Below are 15,988 nucleotides of genomic sequence, written 5' to 3'. Positions count from 1 at the left end.
TAATAAAGGTGAGGGGATGGCCGAAGAATTAAGATGGGCTTTAATCGTAATCAGTGTGTTTGTGATTGGTGGTTTATTAATACACGGACTTTGGTCTGTACGGAAAAAAGACAATCCAGAGGTTACGCAGCAAGATCGGGTCGAACCTAACGAACCGACGCCAAGTGTCGAAGATACACCAGAGCCTGTTGTTCAAGAACGCGATGAACCTGAATTTGGTGATTTAAGCTTTAGTGCTGAGAATGAGCAGCGCGAGCTTGAGCCTGAAATCGAGCAGCAGCCAGTCGAAGAAGAACAGCCATCAGAGGTTGAATCTGTTACTGATGAGCCGCAACAAGAAGTGCAACCAACTGACTTTATTATTGTTCACTTGCAAATGCCTGAAGGTTTATCGATGGAAGGCAGCCAATTGCTACCTGCTGTTAATATGCTTGGCTTCAAATATTCAGAAGAAGGCTTCTTTAATCGTCACCTAGACCCTGCGGGTACGGGGCCTGTGTTGTTCCGATTAGTGAATATGTATAACCCTGGTACATTCGATATTGATAATATGGAACAATTTAGTACCGCAGGGGTAAGCTTATTTATGACCTTACCATGTGAAGGCGATGGCTTAAGTGCCTTTAATATGTTGCACAGCGCAGCTAAAAAACTTGCTGATGAATTTGGTGCAACTATTTTAAATAGCAACCGTGAAGAAATGACGGTTGACAGTGTGAGAGAGTATGTTGAGAAAGTAAGAAGCTTTTCAGCATAATAGTCGTTGCACATTTTTTGTATTTTAGGCCACTTGGCGATGACTCGTTTAAGTGGCTTTTTTATGTAGATTTTTGAGGTTTTCATGTCCAGCCCTATCTTTGAGCAAATTACTCAATTACGTGCCCAGTTAGAAGAGCACAACCATAATTACTATGTGCTGGATGCACCCAGTATTCCTGATGCAGAATACGACCGTTTAATGCGTGAGCTAAGTGCACTTGAACAAGCGAATCCAGAATTTCAAAGCCCTGATTCACCTACCCAGAAGGTGGGTGGTGCAGCACTTGATAAATTTGAGCAAGTAACGCACCGAGTACCTATGTTGTCACTTGATAACGCGTTTTCTGAGGAAGAATTTGCAGCCTTTAATCGCCGAATTAAAGAACGTGTTATGAATAATAACGAGCTGACATTTTGTTGTGAGCCAAAACTTGACGGTTTAGCCGTATCAATTATTTATCGCAATGGCGTGCTTGTACAAGCAGCCACTCGCGGCGATGGCATGGTCGGTGAAAATATTACCCAGAACGTAAAAACGATTCGAAATGTGCCGCTTAAGTTACGTGGTGATGATATTCCTGCAGAGCTTGAGGTTCGCGGTGAAGTATTTATGGATACCGCTGGGTTTATAAAGCTTAATACTGAAGCTCAAAAGCGTGGTGAAAAAGTATTTGTTAACCCTCGTAATGCAGCGGCAGGAAGCTTACGCCAACTAGATTCTAAAGTAACAGCAAAACGCCCATTAATGTTCTATGCCTACAGCACAGGTTTGGTTGCTGATGGTCAGTTACCGGAAGATCATTACCAACAACTTGCTAAGTTGACGGATTGGGGCTTACCACTTTGCCCTGAAACAAAGCTGGTTGAAGGTCAACAGGCCGCGCTCGACTATTATCAAGATATTTTAGTTCGTCGCGAACAATTAAAATACGAAATTGACGGCGTGGTGATCAAAGTAAACGATAAAAAATTACAAGAGCGTTTGGGCTTTGTTGCACGTGCACCACGCTGGGCAATTGCTTTTAAATTTCCTGCCCAAGAAGAAGTAACTAAACTGCTCGATGTTGAGTTTCAAGTAGGCCGCACCGGTGCAATTACCCCCGTTGCTCGTTTGGAGCCCGTTTTTGTAGGCGGCGTCACTGTGTCTAACGCAACGCTTCACAATGGCGATGAAATTGCCCGATTGGGCGTTAAAATAGGCGACACCGTGATTATTCGCCGTGCAGGTGATGTTATTCCACAAATTACGCAGGTTGTACTTGAGCGCCGCCCTGACGATGCCAAAGAGATTGAATTTCCAGCTACTTGCCCAATTTGTGATTCGCATGTGGAGCGCATTGAAGGCGAAGCGGTAGCTCGTTGTACAGGTGGTTTAGTTTGCCAAGCGCAGCGTAAGCAAGCAATTAAGCATTTTGCGTCACGTAAAGCGCTTGATGTCGATGGCTTAGGTGACAAAATTGTTGACCAGTTAGTTGACCGTGAACTGATTAAAACGCCTGCTGATTTATTTATCCTTAAGCAGGGTCATTTTGAATCACTTGAGCGTATGGGACCTAAGTCTGCTAAGAATTTAGTCAACGCATTGCAAGACGCTAAGCAAACAACGTTAGCCAAGTTTCTATATTCATTAGGTATTCGCGAAGTGGGTGAGGCGACAGCACAAAACTTAGCAAACCACTTTTTAACCCTAGAAAAAATAACTCAAGCAAGCGTTGATGCATTGACCGAAGTCAGTGATGTTGGTGAGATTGTTGCTAAACATGTACGTGGTTTCTTCAGTGAAGAGCATAACATGGACGTTGTTAATGCACTTATAGAGCAGGGCATTCATTGGCCTGCGTTGAGTGCTCCAAGTGAAGATGCGCAGCCATTAGCAGGGCTGACTTATGTTCTAACAGGTACGCTAAGTGAGCTTAACCGTAATGACGCAAAAGCGCGTTTACAGGCATTAGGTGCAAAAGTATCGGGAAGTGTCTCAGCAAAAACAGATGCGTTAATTGCTGGTGAGAAAGCCGGTTCTAAACTGACTAAAGCACAAGATTTAGGAATTGATATTTTAACTGAAGCCGATTTAATCGCATTACTAGGTGAACACAATGGATAGTTTTTTACAGGCAATGTCGTCGCTTGCATTAACTCTAGGTCATTGGTTGCAGCCTCACTTATATAATATTTCGTTATTGTTAGTGGTTTGTTTTTTATCTCTCTATGCGGACGATATCATTAAAATAACAAAGCGTTTTGTGGCACGTCGTCACTTCATTATACGTATTCTGTGTTTTGTGTTAGTCACAGGGTTCGGTATGGGGTTATTGGTTGTATTTATTACCCCTTACTTGAGCAAGCTGCTTATGCTGTTGGGTGTAAAATGGTTGGCTTTGACACTCACAGCTGCCTTCTTAGTATTGGGTATTATCGCTGATAGAAAGAATCAACTGTAATGCGTTATGGGCCTGAATATTGGGATAAATACGGAGCATATAGAACGCCTATAGCTTTTCATTTATCTTTATTAGTACTTTTACGCAGTTACTTTATTTGGATTATGGCGGCGCTGAGTCGTCGCCCTGATTTAGATATTATGTCGTTATTTTTTAGCAGTAAGTCTGATTTCTTTTTTTCTATCGGTATTGCGGCCATTGCTTTATTACCTGCTGTTATATTTTGTTTAAGACGACCACAAGATAACCCTGATAGCGCAAAGCGACTCGCAAGCATATGGCGTTTTATGCGTTGGCCATTAATTTTATGTGCAATTATTGATCTAGGCTGGCTTACATATCAAGCAGCGCATAGTCATTATCAATTTTCATTGTTTCTAGCGTGTCAAATGGTAATTGTATTATGGGTGTTGTTGTACTTACTGAAAAGTCGTTACCTCAGCGTATTTTTTAATGATTGGCCTGATCCAATTATTAAAAAAGGAGAATAAAATGCTTCGTGTTAATAAGCTATTAGCTAAAATTTCAGTGGCAATTTCGCTCGTTTTACTGCTTTTATGGCTTGTCACACCACTGTGGAATAGTGCTCTTTTTTCATTGTTTGTTATTTTTTGGTGTGTGATAACAAGCTCTGCGTTGTACCGAGTTACTCCTTTATTTAAAAACAGAAACCCAGTTGAAGAGTTAATCAAGCGAGATGTTAATCAGCTTGCTTTAATAAGCCTAGCGGGATTATTTGATTTTAAACGTAAAGCCGAATTTGTGTTAATAGGGCAAATCAAAACAATCAGTGTCGGTGAGGGAAGTATTGTTATCGAAGACATTAACTCACAACGGTTGCATGCAGTACTGAGTGTCTCTAAAGCTGAAATAATTTCACATCTTCATATCATTTTATCAGCGCGTGAACGGCAGAAAATTACAATAACATCTTAAGGCTTGCCGAGCCTTAGCTTTTTGATGTAGTGTCTTGGCATACTTTAAATCTTGAGGGGGCCTTATGTTAACTTGGCAAGATATATTAACGTTCGCACAAACTGGTAATCCGACTCCGCCGCGCAGAGTCGAAAAGAGCGCCTCTGAGTGGCAGTCACAGTTAGATGAACACACCTTTTATGTGACACGTTTAAAAGGAACAGAGCGCCCACACAGCTCCGATTCATGTACTTTATTCGAACCTGGTAAATACGCTTGTGTATGCTGTGATAATTTGCTGTTTGACGCAGATGAAAAATTTGACAGTGGTACTGGTTGGCCTTCATTTACGCAACCAAGCAGTAAAGAAAGTATTGCTTATATTGTGGATAACAGCCACGCAATGCAACGTATAGAAGCGGTTTGTAATGTGTGCGATGCGCACTTAGGCCATGTTTTTCCTGATGGCCCAGCACCGAGCGGCCTTCGTTATTGTATGAATGCTATTGCCATGAAAAAATGCGACTAATCTAAGTACTGGGCAATAATAAAGATAAGGTGCTCTCGGTATATTGGTTTACTGATTATATAGTCAGTTAGAATATTCGATTGTGCCTTTTCATCTTTTAACGAGGATGCGGTTACTGCGATAATTGGAATGTGTTTAAAACGGTCGTCACTACGAATTAACTGACATGCTTCTAGCCCACCCATTACCGGCATTTTTAAATCCATGATTATTAAATCCGGTTGCTGTTGTTCTATCTTTTTAAGTGCGTCTTCTCCATTTATAGCGGTATCTATAGTAAAACTCCAACGTGATAAAAATGACTCTAAATAGTCTCTGTTGTAGGGGATATCGTCGACAATTAAAATACGCGCAGGGTTAAAGTGGTAGCTTGAAATAGCAGGGTAGTTACGATGCTCTACCTCGGCCATTGATTCCGCAAGTTCAACATTAGGAATTGATACAATAAACTCACTGCCTTTATCTTTTTCACTCAATACCGATAACTCGCCACCCATTAATTTAATAAAACGTAGTGAAATTGCTAATCCAAGGCCTGTTCCCCCAAACTCTGAACTGCGCTGACCTTGAACTTGTTCGAAGTCATTAAAGATTAAATCTTGCTGATCTTTAGGAATGCCTTTGCCCGTGTCTTTAACATGAATAGCAATATCGATATGACTTTCATCATCATGAGGCTTGAAGTCGAAATACACATCGACACACCCTTGTGAGGTAAACTTAATCGCATTACTGATTAAGTTTGTCAGTACTTGGCGTACTTTATTGCTATCAAGTAATACGGGGGTTTTGAAGCCAGGGTGAGCTGTCACTTTAAAGTCGAGATCTTTTTGGGCACTTAATTGCAAAAACATCATGTTTAATTCATGACAGATAGTCGGGATCTCGACGCGATCTATATCAAGTTGCATTTTTCCAGCATCAATTTTTGACAAATCAAGAATATCATTAAGAACATTGAGTAGTGAACTACCTGAAATTGATATTGCTTCTAAGTAGCGACGCTTGTTTTTGTCTGTTTCACTGTCTTGTAGTAATTGGCTAAACCCAAGCACCGCATTGAGTGGTGTTCTTAACTCATGTGACATATTTGCTAAAAAGCGGCTTTTGGCTTGATTAGATTGTTCAGCTTGCTCCTTCGCATCAATATATTCTTGTGTGCGCTTAGCGATGGTTTCTTCTAATTGACTGTGTTGTTCATGCATGCTGTTGATCTGCTGCCTTACCGCCGCGCGCATCATCTTAAAGCCACTTGCTAGGGTACCAATTTCATCTTGGCTTTTAATATTGATAGGGCAGTTTAAATCACCTGTGGTAACAGCATGAGAAAACTCTACAAGTTGCTCTACAGGCTGTAAGATAATTCGCCTGATGATGATATAGGCAATGATCATCGCAGCAAGTAGGTAAATTGCAAATAAAGATATTGCATTACTAATGATTGATTTTGTTTTTAGGGCCAAGTCTTTGTCTGAAAAGGTCACAATAACGTAACCTATATTCTCACCTTGATGGTTATCAATGGGTACGGCAACAGCGTATTGTTGATCTAAAGGCACGATGGTATTTTGATTTGGCTTAAGTTGCTTGAGTATTACTTGATTTGTTTCTAGCGTATCAATTTTAGATGTGTCGGGGTGAGCTGCAATAAAGTTATTTTGATCAATAAAATAAATGGTTTGAAGATCATCAAATGTATTGTTTTTTAAGATATTCTTTAACGTGATCCCCTGAATCTTTAAAACCCAACTGCCAATGGTGTTATCGGTCGTTAAATTGTCGATTTCTGAGAGCATAGGTGAAACGATCGCATCGGCTTTCTCACTCATATTCAGTAAAGTCTGTTCTTTTAACTCAACTACATGCATAGAAGTGCTCACCCCCAAAATTAGAGTGATGGTAAAACCTATAATCATCAAAATTTTATGAGCAATACTGACTCTCATTGTTGAACCGCTCTGTTTGACGTTAACTGCTTCATATCGGCGTTAATTTTAGCATGGGTGGCTTTTATTGATTCTTTAATATCTGCACCATAAAAGATTTGACTAAATGTATATGAAATGACTTTTCCGATAACCGGAAATTCAACCATGCCTGCTTGTAAGCGATCTGGTGTGGCGTGATCAAATACCCATAGCATAGTGTTATTAAAGCCAGGTTTGTTGACAAGAGTGAACAGTTTTTCGTGCCATACTTTTTTTCGTGGGGGCGAGCCGCCAGTACTTAATAATGAGGCTGTTTGTTCACTTGTCGCCCATTGAATGAATAACCACGCAGCTGTTTTATTATTTGAATGAGCATTAATTGTAAACGCCCAAGCCCAAGGAGAGGTTTCTCGCGCAACAGGGCCCGCTGGTAAAGGGGCCGCTTCCCATTTATTCCAAATATCGGATTCTTCCGCTGTATCAATTTCATTGTAGAAATGTGAGGCTAAAAAAGCGGATGCGAGCTTTCCTTGCTTAAACTGGTTTCGCAACTCATAAAAATGTAAAAGCCGGCTATTGTCTGGTGTGCCATAGCCAGTTACTAAATTGCGATACATCTTTAAGGCATCTTCTGTTTCAGGGCGATCAAACTCTGATTCCCCATGTTCATTAATTACCTGTGCACCGTAAGCGCGCATAATAGGTAAAATAGTCCATGTGTTTAATCCTGCACCAGGTAAGGTGCGAGAGGCAAATGCGTGCATACCCTTTAATTGAGGATCAGTATCAATAGCGCGTTGTAATGCTACTTTTGTTTTTAATAGATCTGCATACGTATCGGGGACTTTAAGATTGAAACGTGTAAATAAGTCTTTTCGATAAAAATAAATTGGCGCAGAAAAATCAAAAGGAAGTGAATACAGTGCGCCATTAATGCGGCAGAGCGCAAGACTTCGTTCACTAATATCCTCTAATTGATACCAGCTTTTATCGGTAATTAGTGGATTTTCTAAATAGGGTGCTAAGGGCTCAATCCAGCCATGACTTTGTGCTTCACCTAAAAAAGTAATTCCCATTGGGTGAACATCATATAAACCAAGCCCTTCACTTAAATCTTGGTGGCGTCTAATACGCATTTGAGATTGCTCAAGTGGGTGAAAGCCGACAGAAATACCAGTTAGCTTCTCGAATAGAGGAATATAAGGCTTTAAAGCCATAAAAGCAGGCTGCTCATCAGCTAATATGTTTATATGGCTACCAGCTTCACTTTGCCAATTGATCTTTGCTTGTTGCCAGTGTTGTAGCTCTGATGAGGCACTCGTATTAATACCGCCCAGTAAAGTGATTAAAAAAAGAAAGTGTTTTAAATACGTTTTCAAAAGAAGCCCCTGTAAATCAGTTTTTAATCAGTAAGCTGTAGGTTCATTTTTGCTGCGCGGGCTTTTATTTTTTCAAAACGCGCGGCTTGCTCATCTTCAAGCGCGTGCTTACTTAGCAAGCGGTAACATTTTTTGGCAAGTACAAGGTTGAAGGATTGACCTTGTCCATTGTTATCAAATAAACACTGTAATAGATTTAGAGCAATGCTGGCATTTTTAGGCATGACTCTAAAAGCTTGTGTAAATGCTTCGAGTGCAACATTGAGCTGACCTTTATTAAAATGCGAAACAGCGTGATTGTTTAATTCTTTCGGACCCATTTTGATGTCACGACGCTCTGTTTGTTGCTGTTGAATATAGCGTACATAAACAGGGTCGCTGACAGATGGGTGTCGCTCGCAATGAGTAATTATTTGATTAAAAAGCATTTGTGCTTTGTTATGAAAGCCAAGTTCGTGAAAAGCTTTTGCTTTATCAAGTGCTCCGTCGACGGAGCGAATTTGCGTATCACTTTCATCAAGCTGTTCAATCAGTGCTTTTGCTTTTTGATGTTCATCTTTTAAGTAGTGTAATCGTGCATTTAAAACATCAATTTGAGTTTGGTTATTACTGTTCGGAAACTGCTGCTTTAAATCATTTAAATATTGATTAGTTTGCCTTGAGATACGATTAACTTGATCGCTTTGATCTGTCGTAAGCGCAAAGTCGATGCCTGCGCGTGCGGCATTTAAATAAACATCAGGGTGATCATGAATAGAGTGTTTCGCGTAATTGGCAATGTCTTTTTGTGTTAGGTAATTTTTCTCATAATCATGATTAAGCAAGGAAACGTGACTGAGTGCTTTTTGGCGAGAAATATTACGGGGAGCAATATTAACAGCCTGACTGAAGAAAGCTTGAGCCTCGTCAAATTGGTTTAGTTTAACCTCCAAGCGACCGAGTAAATCGAGTGCGACTAAGCGAGTTTCATTGCGTTGTAACATCGTTTTGAGCATACGCTGAGCGAGAATATGTTCGTTATTCGCGATAAGCGCTTCAACTAAGCCCACTTTAGCCCATGTAAATTTTTGAATATTGAGTACTGACTTGAAGAAAGCTTTTGCATCTTCATTACGCTTTAAGCGGAGTAGGGCATTACCTTTTAACCGTAACAAAATAGCACTATAAGTATTACTCTTATTTTGTAATAGCTCGTCTATGTGCTTAATTGCTTTAGAGTCGTTATCGTCATCAATTAGTTGGTACACACGCTGTAAATGGTATTTACGCATGAGTACTTTTTCGATACGGTTTTTGAGTTCGTAAATTGTGTATGGTTTAACAAGAAAGTCATCGGGCTGTAGTTCTAATACACTATGAACTAATGAGCCGCTTGTCTCTGCTGAAATAAAAATAAACCCAGTTGAGCTTTTAATATAACGTTTTACTTTTAGCTCTTCATAGAGCTGATAACCATCTTGGTGTTTGCTTAAATTAAATGAGCAAACAATTAAATCAAACTGTTCAACTTGGCATTGCTCCTTGGCAGCTATTGCGTGTTCAGCAAAGCGAAGTTGACGAAAACCTAACCCTTCAAGAGATTGTTTCATATAGCTTTGAGCTAGCGGCTGCTCTTCCACTATTAATATTTTAGCTTTCGAAAAAATCTTTGTAGGCATTGGACTTGCGACCGAGTGATATTAAAGGTGACTATAATAAACAGTCTAGCTGCTGACAAGGCAATTTGCAGGTTTAGTATAATTAGGACTGATAATTCATGCTAAATAATGGCTTAATTCAGTATTTAAATTTCAGGTATTGAAAAGCTGTTAAATGTTTATATGTGTTAGGTCGTACTGGAGCCAAACCACCGAGCCTGTGTTTTGTAAAGAGTGGCGATGCTTTTAAATGTGTAAAGATTTTTTTATGAAGAGGGCTTATATGTGGTGGGTCGTACTGGACTTGAACCAGTGACCCTCGCCTTGTAAGGGCGATGCTCTCCCAACTGAGCTAACGACCCACATATAAATTTTTTAAGATTAAATGGTGGGTCGTACTGGACTTGAACCAGTGACCCTCGCCTTGTAAGGGCGATGCTCTCCCAACTGAGCTAACGACCCATATAATCTTTTTCTTCGCATTCCATTATTTGATAATGGTGGGCTTTACTGAACTTAACCACCGAGCCTTTCCGTTGTAAAGAGTTGCGATGCTCTTTTCTTCAAAAAGTAAATGGTGGGTCGTACTGGACTTGAACCAGTGACCCTCGCCTTGTAAGGGCGATGCTCTCCCAACTGAGCTAACGACCCGCGAAGATTAATCTAAATGAAAACACCATCAAAATTTATTTAATGGTGGGTCGTACTGGACTTGAACCAGTGACCCTCGCCTTGTAAGGGCGATGCTCTCCCAACTGAGCTAACGACCCATTTAGATTTTTTGTAATATGAAACACCATTTTTAAAATGGTGGGTCGTACTGGACTTGAACCAGTGACCCTCGCCTTGTAAGGGCGATGCTCTCCCAACTGAGCTAACGACCCATATTACATACAGCATATTTTCTTAATGGTGGGTCGTACTGGACTTGAACCAGTGACCCTCGCCTTGTAAGGGCGATGCTCTCCCAACTGAGCTAACGACCCATTAAGAATTTAGATATGAATACCATTAGTGAATAATGGTGGGTCGTACTGGACTTGAACCAGTGACCCTCGCCTTGTAAGGGCGATGCTCTCCCAACTGAGCTAACGACCCATATCTAAAACAACTCATTGCTGCGTTGTTGTGGGGCGCTATTATAGATAGAGTTGTAAATGTGTCAACACTTGAATGAGTAAAAATGTGTTAGGTGCAGCTTTTATAAACAATCACATGGGCTTTGTGTGTGTTTTGATGAACAATTGCACAGTTTTAGTTATTTATTAGATGATAAGTAAGCAATAAAAGGCTCAACTTTATATTTTACTTTTTATATATACGAAAAGATCGCTCGGTTATAGCTAGTTTGCCCAAATTATAAAAAATAGTGAGGGCTCTGAAACCAGATAATCTAAGCTGCATTAAAAGTGTTAAGCAGCCCAGTAGGGGAGAGTGCTATTTTAACGGCTATTTTTTCTTAATCTTATTTTGCATATAAATGTATACCTTTTATAACTACGTATACAGACGAGTAAGAGCATCGACAATGCAAACTCACGCATTGATCATGAAAAGGTATCGATATTTGTCAAAGTGTTTAAAATATCTTCTCGATGGCCTGTTATTTAGTCAGCTTGTTGAAATTTAAATCATTTAAATAAACATCGATAAAAAACTGTTGACTTTATTTGGGGGGCTGCATAGAATGCGCCCCGCACTCAGCGATACACAGCCAAGGTTAATTGGTAGTGTGTATGCAAGTCGGGGCTATAGCTCAGCTGGGAGAGCGCTTCGCTGGCAGCGAAGAGGTCTGCGGTTCGATCCCGCATAGCTCCACCAGATTTGCATAGTGTTTGTCCTAGGGTTGCAGTTTTCTGCGTCCCCATCGTCTAGAGGCCTAGGACACCGCCCTTTCACGGCGGTAACAGGGGTTCGAATCCCCTTGGGGACGCCACTTACTCTAAGTAAGTGAGCAATGCCAAGAAAATAAATATGTTAGTCTCGAGTACTTGCATGTTATTTTAGTAACCTTAACTCCGATATGAGTCAAACTATCATTTAATGTCCTAGTGACACATTTTGTGTCCCCATCGTCTAGAGGCCTAGGACACCGCCCTTTCACGGCGGTAACAGGGGTTCGAATCCCCTTGGGGACGCCACTTACTAAAAGTGTTGTGTTATTAAAAGCTCGTCTGAATCGAGTTTAACTATTCAGTTGTCCTAGTGACACATTTTGTGTCCCCATCGTCTAGAGGCCTAGGACACCGCCCTTTCACGGCGGTAACAGGGGTTCGAATCCCCTTGGGGACGCCACTTACTAAAAGTGTTGTGTTATTAAAAGCTCGTCTGAATCGAGTTTAACTATTCAGTTGTCCTAGTGACACATTTTGTGTCCCCATCGTCTAGAGGCCTAGGACACCGCCCTTTCACGGCGGTAACAGGGGTTCGAATCCCCTTGGGGACGCCACTTATCTAAGTAGGTTATGTGTAGTGGGACGGTGAACACCGCGCAATCTATGCACGACGTTATCAAGAGTACGAATCTCTTGGGGACGCCACTTACTAAAAGTGTTGTGTTATTAAAAGCTCGTCTGAATCGAGTTTAACTATTCAGTTGTCCTAGTGACACATTTTGTGTCCCCATCGTCTAGAGGCCTAGGACACCGCCCTTTCACGGCGGTAACAGGGGTTCGAATCCCCTTGGGGACGCCACTTACTAAAAGTGTTGTGTTATTAAAAGCTCGTCTGAATCGAGTCTAACTATTCAGTTGTCCTAGTGACACATTTTGTGTCCCCATCGTCTAGAGGCCTAGGACACCGCCCTTTCACGGCGGTAACAGGGGTTCGAATCCCCTTGGGGACGCCACTTATTCAAGTAGGTTATGTGTAGTGGGGCGGTGAACACCGCGCAATCTATGCACGACGTTATCAAGAGTACGAATCTCTTGGGGACGCCACTTACTAAAAGTGTTGTGTTATTAAAAGCTCGTCTGAATCGAGTCTAACTATTCAGTTGTCCTAGTGACACAGAAACTTTCTGTATAAGCTAAGGCCATTCGCCTCGCAGGCTCGGTCTCATCTTACGCAGAAATAGCAAATCAGTGATTTGCAAACCAATTTCTGCGTCCCCATCGTCTAGAGGCCTAGGACACCGCCCTTTCACGGCGGTAACAGGGGTTCGAATCCCCTTGGGGACGCCACTTACTTTAAGTAAGTTGATGTGTTGGAAAGACTATCTATATATCATTTCAAATAGAACTAAGATTTTTCAACTTAATATTCCTTATTCTCCATATATTTTTAAAACTTTAATTCCTATAGATCACTTTTACAGATCATTTTAATACTTTATAGTATTTAGCAACTCATCAGCTAACCATAAGGAAATTAAAATGTTAGCTAAACGTGTTGTACTCATACTAATTTCTTTAGTCATTACTGCTTGCTCAGACTCAAATGAGGGAGTAGCGCTAGGAACGCTTGAGCGTGAGCGTGTGATCCATCCTGCAACGACTAACGAAATACTGATCGATTTACCCGTTTCAGCAGGCCAGTTGGTCGAAAAAGGGCAGGTGATTGCACAGTTCGATGCCGAGCTACAACAAGCGATTGTTGCCAAAGCACAAGCTCAACTAGCTCAAGCCACTGCATTTCTTGATAAAACCTTGAATGGTGCTCGCCCCGAAGAAGTTGCTGCCGCATCAGCCAAAGTAGCAGCAGCTAATGCTGCATATACGCAAAGCGAAGCTAATTTTCGCCGTGCAAAAACCTTAGTTAAAGATAAACTCGCAAGCCAAGAAACCTTAGACAGTGCAACCGCTGCACGAGATGAGACTTTCGCTAATTTAGAATCAGCAAAGCAGAACTTAAATGAGTTAACAAATGGTTCTCGCGTTGAAGATATTAATAGTGCGAAAGCGCAAGTTCAGGCGGCAGAAGCAGAACTAAAAGTACAGCAAAAATACCTCTCAGATCTGACAATTAAAGCGATGCGTGCTGGCAGGGTCGATAATTTACCGTGGCACGTAGGTGAGCGAGTTACCAAAGGCAGCCCAGTCGTTATAATTCAAGCAAACAGCGCACCATACGCGCGCGTATATATCCCTGAACCATATCGTGCCAAGCTTAATCAGGGCATGACACTTACGGTTCGTGTCGATGGCATAGATAAAGATATTCAGGGTGAACTGACCTGGATTGCCACAGAGCCTGCGTTCACGCCTTTTTATGCCCTTAATCAGGAAGAGCGTGCGCGATTAATGTATCTTGCAGAGGTAACACTACCGACAAGTGAAAATAATTTACCGACAGGCGTACCTGCTCAAGTGATTATGCCATGACTGAATCGGTGATCCATGCCAAAGGTTTAGTAAAACAATTTGGCGATTTAAAAGCGATTGATAACCTTGATCTAGACATTGAACAAGGGCAAATTTATGGCTTTTTGGGCCCTAATGGCTGTGGTAAAACGACCGCAATCCGTATGCTTACGGGGCTATTGAAGCCAACCTCTGGTGATATCAATGTGCTTGGCTTAAGTCTGCCAAAAGATGCTGAAAAGCTCAGAACACAACTTGGTTATATGACGCAAAAGTTTTCACTTTATAGTGACTTGACCGTGCTTGAAAACCTAAAGTTCATGGCGGCGCTTTACCCGTTTAAAAAGCAGCAAAAACAACAAAGAATTGACGAATTGCTCCATACTTATGGTCTTGATCAAAGAGTCGATCAAATGGCTGGAAGTATGAGTGGGGGCCAACGGCAGCGCTTAGCACTGGCTGCTGCAGTGATTAATAAACCGAAAATTTTATTTCTTGATGAACCAACATCGGCAGTCGATCCACAAAATCGCCGTGATTTTTGGGAAACACTGTTTGATTTAAGTAATGCCGGTACCACGATATTAGTCACCACTCATTACATGGATGAAGCTGAGCGTTGTCATCGTTTAGCCATTTTAGAATCTGGTATTAAACGCGCGGATGGCTCTCCAAAGCAATTAATGACAGACATGCACGCTCATGTTGTAGAGATCGCAGGGGCGCAAACCAGAGAATTAAAAAAACAACTCGCAACAATCGACCATGTTATCTCGGCAACTCAGTTAGGTGCACAGCTGCGAGTATTAGTGAAAAAAGATGTTCAAGACCCCGTTGAGTTCATAAAGCAGCAATCATTCTGTCAGGATACGTGGCAAGTAAATAGTGTGCGTCCAAGCCTTGAAGACGTGTTTGTCACCTGTACAGGGCAGGGCAGACAATGAATATTATGACTTCATTAAGCCGGATAAAAGCAATTGTAAGCAAAGAATTATTACAATTACGCCGCGATAGAATGACATTTGCGATGGTGGTGATGATCCCCCTTATCCAACTGATTCTATTTGGTTACGCTATTAACACCAACGTTAAAGATATCCCTGTTGCAGTGGTCGATCATAGCCAAACCGCCCTCAGTCGCATTTTAGTACAAACAGTATCGGCGACAAATGTAGTTAAAGTGACGGATTATTACGACAGTATTGAGCAGGCACAAACAGCAATCGCCAGTGCGAAAGTGCGTGCTGTGCTGTTTATACCCCACGATGTGGCAAACCGACTTGCTCAGCACCCAACCGTTGGTTTTGGTTTGCCTGATGGCAGTAATGAGTCGTTGGTCAGGCCAATTGCACATTGGTTAGTGGATGGCTCAGATACAATGGTAGCGTCGAGCATAAAATCGCTGCGCAATATGCCGCTTGCAGAGCTTCTCGATAAGCCTGCGAATAGAACTTACCCAACCTTTGAGACGACCTTATTTTATAATCCAGAGCAACGCTCAGCGGTGAATATTGTACCAGGTTTAGCTGCTGTCATTTTAACCATGACCATGATTATGTTTACCTCTGCTGCCATTGTTAAAGAACAAGAGCGAGGTAATATGGAGCTTTTAATCACCTTACCGTTAAGCTCACTTGAATTAATGATCGGTAAAGTGGTGCCTTATATCTTCATTGGTTTTATTCAGTTATTTATTATATTAGGTATGGGTAAGCTTTTGTTTCATATTCCTTTTGGAGGTGGTTTAGTCGCATTGGTTGTCGCAACCTTTGCTTTTATATGTGCCAGTTTAGTGCTTGGCTTAGTACTTTCGACCATCGCTAAAAACCAGCTTCAAGCAATGCAAATGACAATTTTCATTCTGTTACCCTCGATTTTATTGTCGGGCTTTGTATTTCCTTATGAAGGCATGCCAAAGGTGGCCCAGTGGCTTGCTGAGTGCTTACCTGCAACTCACTATTTAAGGTTAATAAGAGGAATAGTGTTAAAAGATGTCAATTTAATAAGTATGAGCAGCGATTTACTTTGGCTAACAGCTTTCACGTTTTTTGGTTTAGCGGTTGCTGCCTTCCGGTTTAAGAAAACCCTTGATTAAACTA

12 protein-coding genes and 15 tRNA genes are annotated in these 15,988 nt (G+C 41.4%); 17 read left to right on the top strand and 10 right to left on the bottom strand.

All coding sequences use genetic code 11. The features are described 5' to 3' along the window. Positions 1–16: 16 nt before the first annotated feature. From zipA to msrB, 6 genes are all read left to right on the top strand, one after another. Complete coding sequence (gene zipA / locus LY624_RS10780) at positions 17–757, top strand: cell division protein ZipA (RefSeq protein WP_130150674.1); 741 nt, start codon at positions 17–19, stop codon at positions 755–757. An 84-nt stretch (positions 758–841) separates the two neighbouring features. Then, entirely contained in the window at positions 842–2,863 is a 2,022-nt protein-coding gene (ligA, locus tag LY624_RS10775; protein WP_130150675.1) for an NAD-dependent DNA ligase LigA, read from the top strand. Then, positions 2,856–3,200 carry a DUF3392 family protein gene (locus LY624_RS10770; RefSeq protein WP_062569962.1) on the top strand — a complete coding sequence of 115 codons (345 nt, stop codon included), beginning with the start codon at positions 2,856–2,858 and terminating at the stop codon, positions 3,198–3,200. Before ligA ends, LY624_RS10770 begins: the two co-directional genes overlap by 8 nt. Further along, positions 3,200–3,691, top strand: a complete 492-nt coding sequence (locus LY624_RS10765) for a DUF2919 domain-containing protein (RefSeq protein WP_130150677.1) — start codon at positions 3,200–3,202, stop codon at positions 3,689–3,691. Before LY624_RS10770 ends, LY624_RS10765 begins: the two co-directional genes overlap by 1 nt. Position 3,692: 1 nt before the next feature. Continuing rightward, positions 3,693–4,136: a hypothetical protein gene (locus tag LY624_RS10760; protein WP_341802970.1), complete on the top strand. Its 444-nt coding sequence runs from the start codon at positions 3,693–3,695 to the stop codon at positions 4,134–4,136. 64 nt (positions 4,137–4,200) lie between these two features. After that, positions 4,201–4,644: a peptide-methionine (R)-S-oxide reductase MsrB gene (gene msrB / locus LY624_RS10755; protein WP_130150679.1), complete on the top strand. Its 444-nt coding sequence runs from the start codon at positions 4,201–4,203 to the stop codon at positions 4,642–4,644. Here msrB and LY624_RS10750 read toward each other — a convergent pair. From LY624_RS10750 to LY624_RS10705, 10 genes are all read right to left on the bottom strand, one after another. Beyond that, positions 4,641–6,512 (bottom strand): ATP-binding protein, encoded by a 1,872-nt coding sequence (locus LY624_RS10750; RefSeq protein ID WP_341802969.1) that lies wholly within the window; start codon positions 6,510–6,512, stop codon positions 4,641–4,643. The genes msrB and LY624_RS10750 overlap by 4 nt on opposite strands. Before the next feature lie 74 nt (positions 6,513–6,586). Continuing rightward, complete coding sequence (locus tag LY624_RS10745; RefSeq protein ID WP_341802968.1) at positions 6,587–7,951, bottom strand: extracellular solute-binding protein; 1,365 nt, start codon at positions 7,949–7,951, stop codon at positions 6,587–6,589. 23 nt (positions 7,952–7,974) lie between these two features. Then, positions 7,975–9,609: a response regulator gene (locus LY624_RS10740; protein ID WP_341802967.1), complete on the bottom strand. Its 1,635-nt coding sequence runs from the start codon at positions 9,607–9,609 to the stop codon at positions 7,975–7,977. Between the two features lie 265 nt (positions 9,610–9,874). Beyond that, positions 9,875–9,950: transfer RNA gene (locus LY624_RS10735), tRNA-Val, on the bottom strand. Positions 9,951–9,974: 24 nt separating this feature from the next. Then, positions 9,975–10,050, bottom strand: a tRNA-Val gene (locus LY624_RS10730). Positions 10,051–10,163: 113 nt separating this feature from the next. Next, positions 10,164–10,239, bottom strand: a tRNA-Val gene (locus LY624_RS10725). Between the two features lie 43 nt (positions 10,240–10,282). Then, a tRNA-Val gene (locus LY624_RS10720) sits at positions 10,283–10,358 on the bottom strand. Between the two features lie 38 nt (positions 10,359–10,396). Beyond that, positions 10,397–10,472: transfer RNA gene (locus LY624_RS10715), tRNA-Val, on the bottom strand. Between the two features lie 26 nt (positions 10,473–10,498). Then, positions 10,499–10,574: transfer RNA gene (locus tag LY624_RS10710), tRNA-Val, on the bottom strand. Between the two features lie 36 nt (positions 10,575–10,610). Then, a tRNA-Val gene (locus tag LY624_RS10705) sits at positions 10,611–10,686 on the bottom strand. A 647-nt stretch (positions 10,687–11,333) separates the two neighbouring features. Here LY624_RS10705 and LY624_RS10700 point away from each other — a divergent pair. The 11 genes from LY624_RS10700 to LY624_RS10650 all read left to right on the top strand — a co-directional run bounded on the left by LY624_RS10700 (position 11,334) and on the right by LY624_RS10650 (position 15,984). Beyond that, positions 11,334–11,409: transfer RNA gene (locus LY624_RS10700), tRNA-Ala, on the top strand. 39 nt (positions 11,410–11,448) lie between these two features. Next, a tRNA-Glu gene (locus LY624_RS10695) sits at positions 11,449–11,524 on the top strand. Between the two features lie 129 nt (positions 11,525–11,653). Further along, positions 11,654–11,729, top strand: a tRNA-Glu gene (locus LY624_RS10690). A gap of 78 nt (positions 11,730–11,807) precedes the next feature. Continuing rightward, positions 11,808–11,883, top strand: a tRNA-Glu gene (locus LY624_RS10685). A gap of 78 nt (positions 11,884–11,961) precedes the next feature. After that, positions 11,962–12,037, top strand: a tRNA-Glu gene (locus LY624_RS10680). A 169-nt stretch (positions 12,038–12,206) separates the two neighbouring features. After that, a tRNA-Glu gene (locus tag LY624_RS10675) sits at positions 12,207–12,282 on the top strand. 78 nt (positions 12,283–12,360) lie between these two features. Next, positions 12,361–12,436, top strand: a tRNA-Glu gene (locus tag LY624_RS10670). Positions 12,437–12,694: 258 nt separating this feature from the next. Beyond that, positions 12,695–12,770, top strand: a tRNA-Glu gene (locus tag LY624_RS10665). A gap of 192 nt (positions 12,771–12,962) precedes the next feature. After that, complete coding sequence (locus LY624_RS10660) at positions 12,963–13,910, top strand: HlyD family secretion protein (protein WP_130150686.1); 948 nt, start codon at positions 12,963–12,965, stop codon at positions 13,908–13,910. After that, a complete protein-coding gene (locus tag LY624_RS10655; RefSeq protein WP_341802966.1) occupies positions 13,907–14,833 on the top strand; it encodes an ABC transporter ATP-binding protein in 927 nt (308 codons plus the stop codon). The genes LY624_RS10660 and LY624_RS10655 overlap by 4 nt, the downstream gene beginning before the upstream one ends. A 5-nt stretch (positions 14,834–14,838) precedes the next feature. Then, the gene (locus tag LY624_RS10650) at positions 14,839–15,984 is read left to right on the top strand and encodes an ABC transporter permease (protein WP_165381476.1); all 1,146 of its coding nucleotides are present in this window, start codon (positions 14,839–14,841) and stop codon (positions 15,982–15,984) included. The last annotated feature ends 4 nt before the right edge of the window (positions 15,985–15,988 follow it).

It is taken from the genome of Pseudoalteromonas sp. N1230-9, assembly GCF_032716425.1.
In the GTDB taxonomy this organism is placed as follows: Bacteria; Pseudomonadota; Gammaproteobacteria; order Enterobacterales; family Alteromonadaceae; genus Pseudoalteromonas.
Note: the sequence above shows the minus strand (reverse complement) of the source record. Positions and strands in the feature narration are given on the sequence as shown.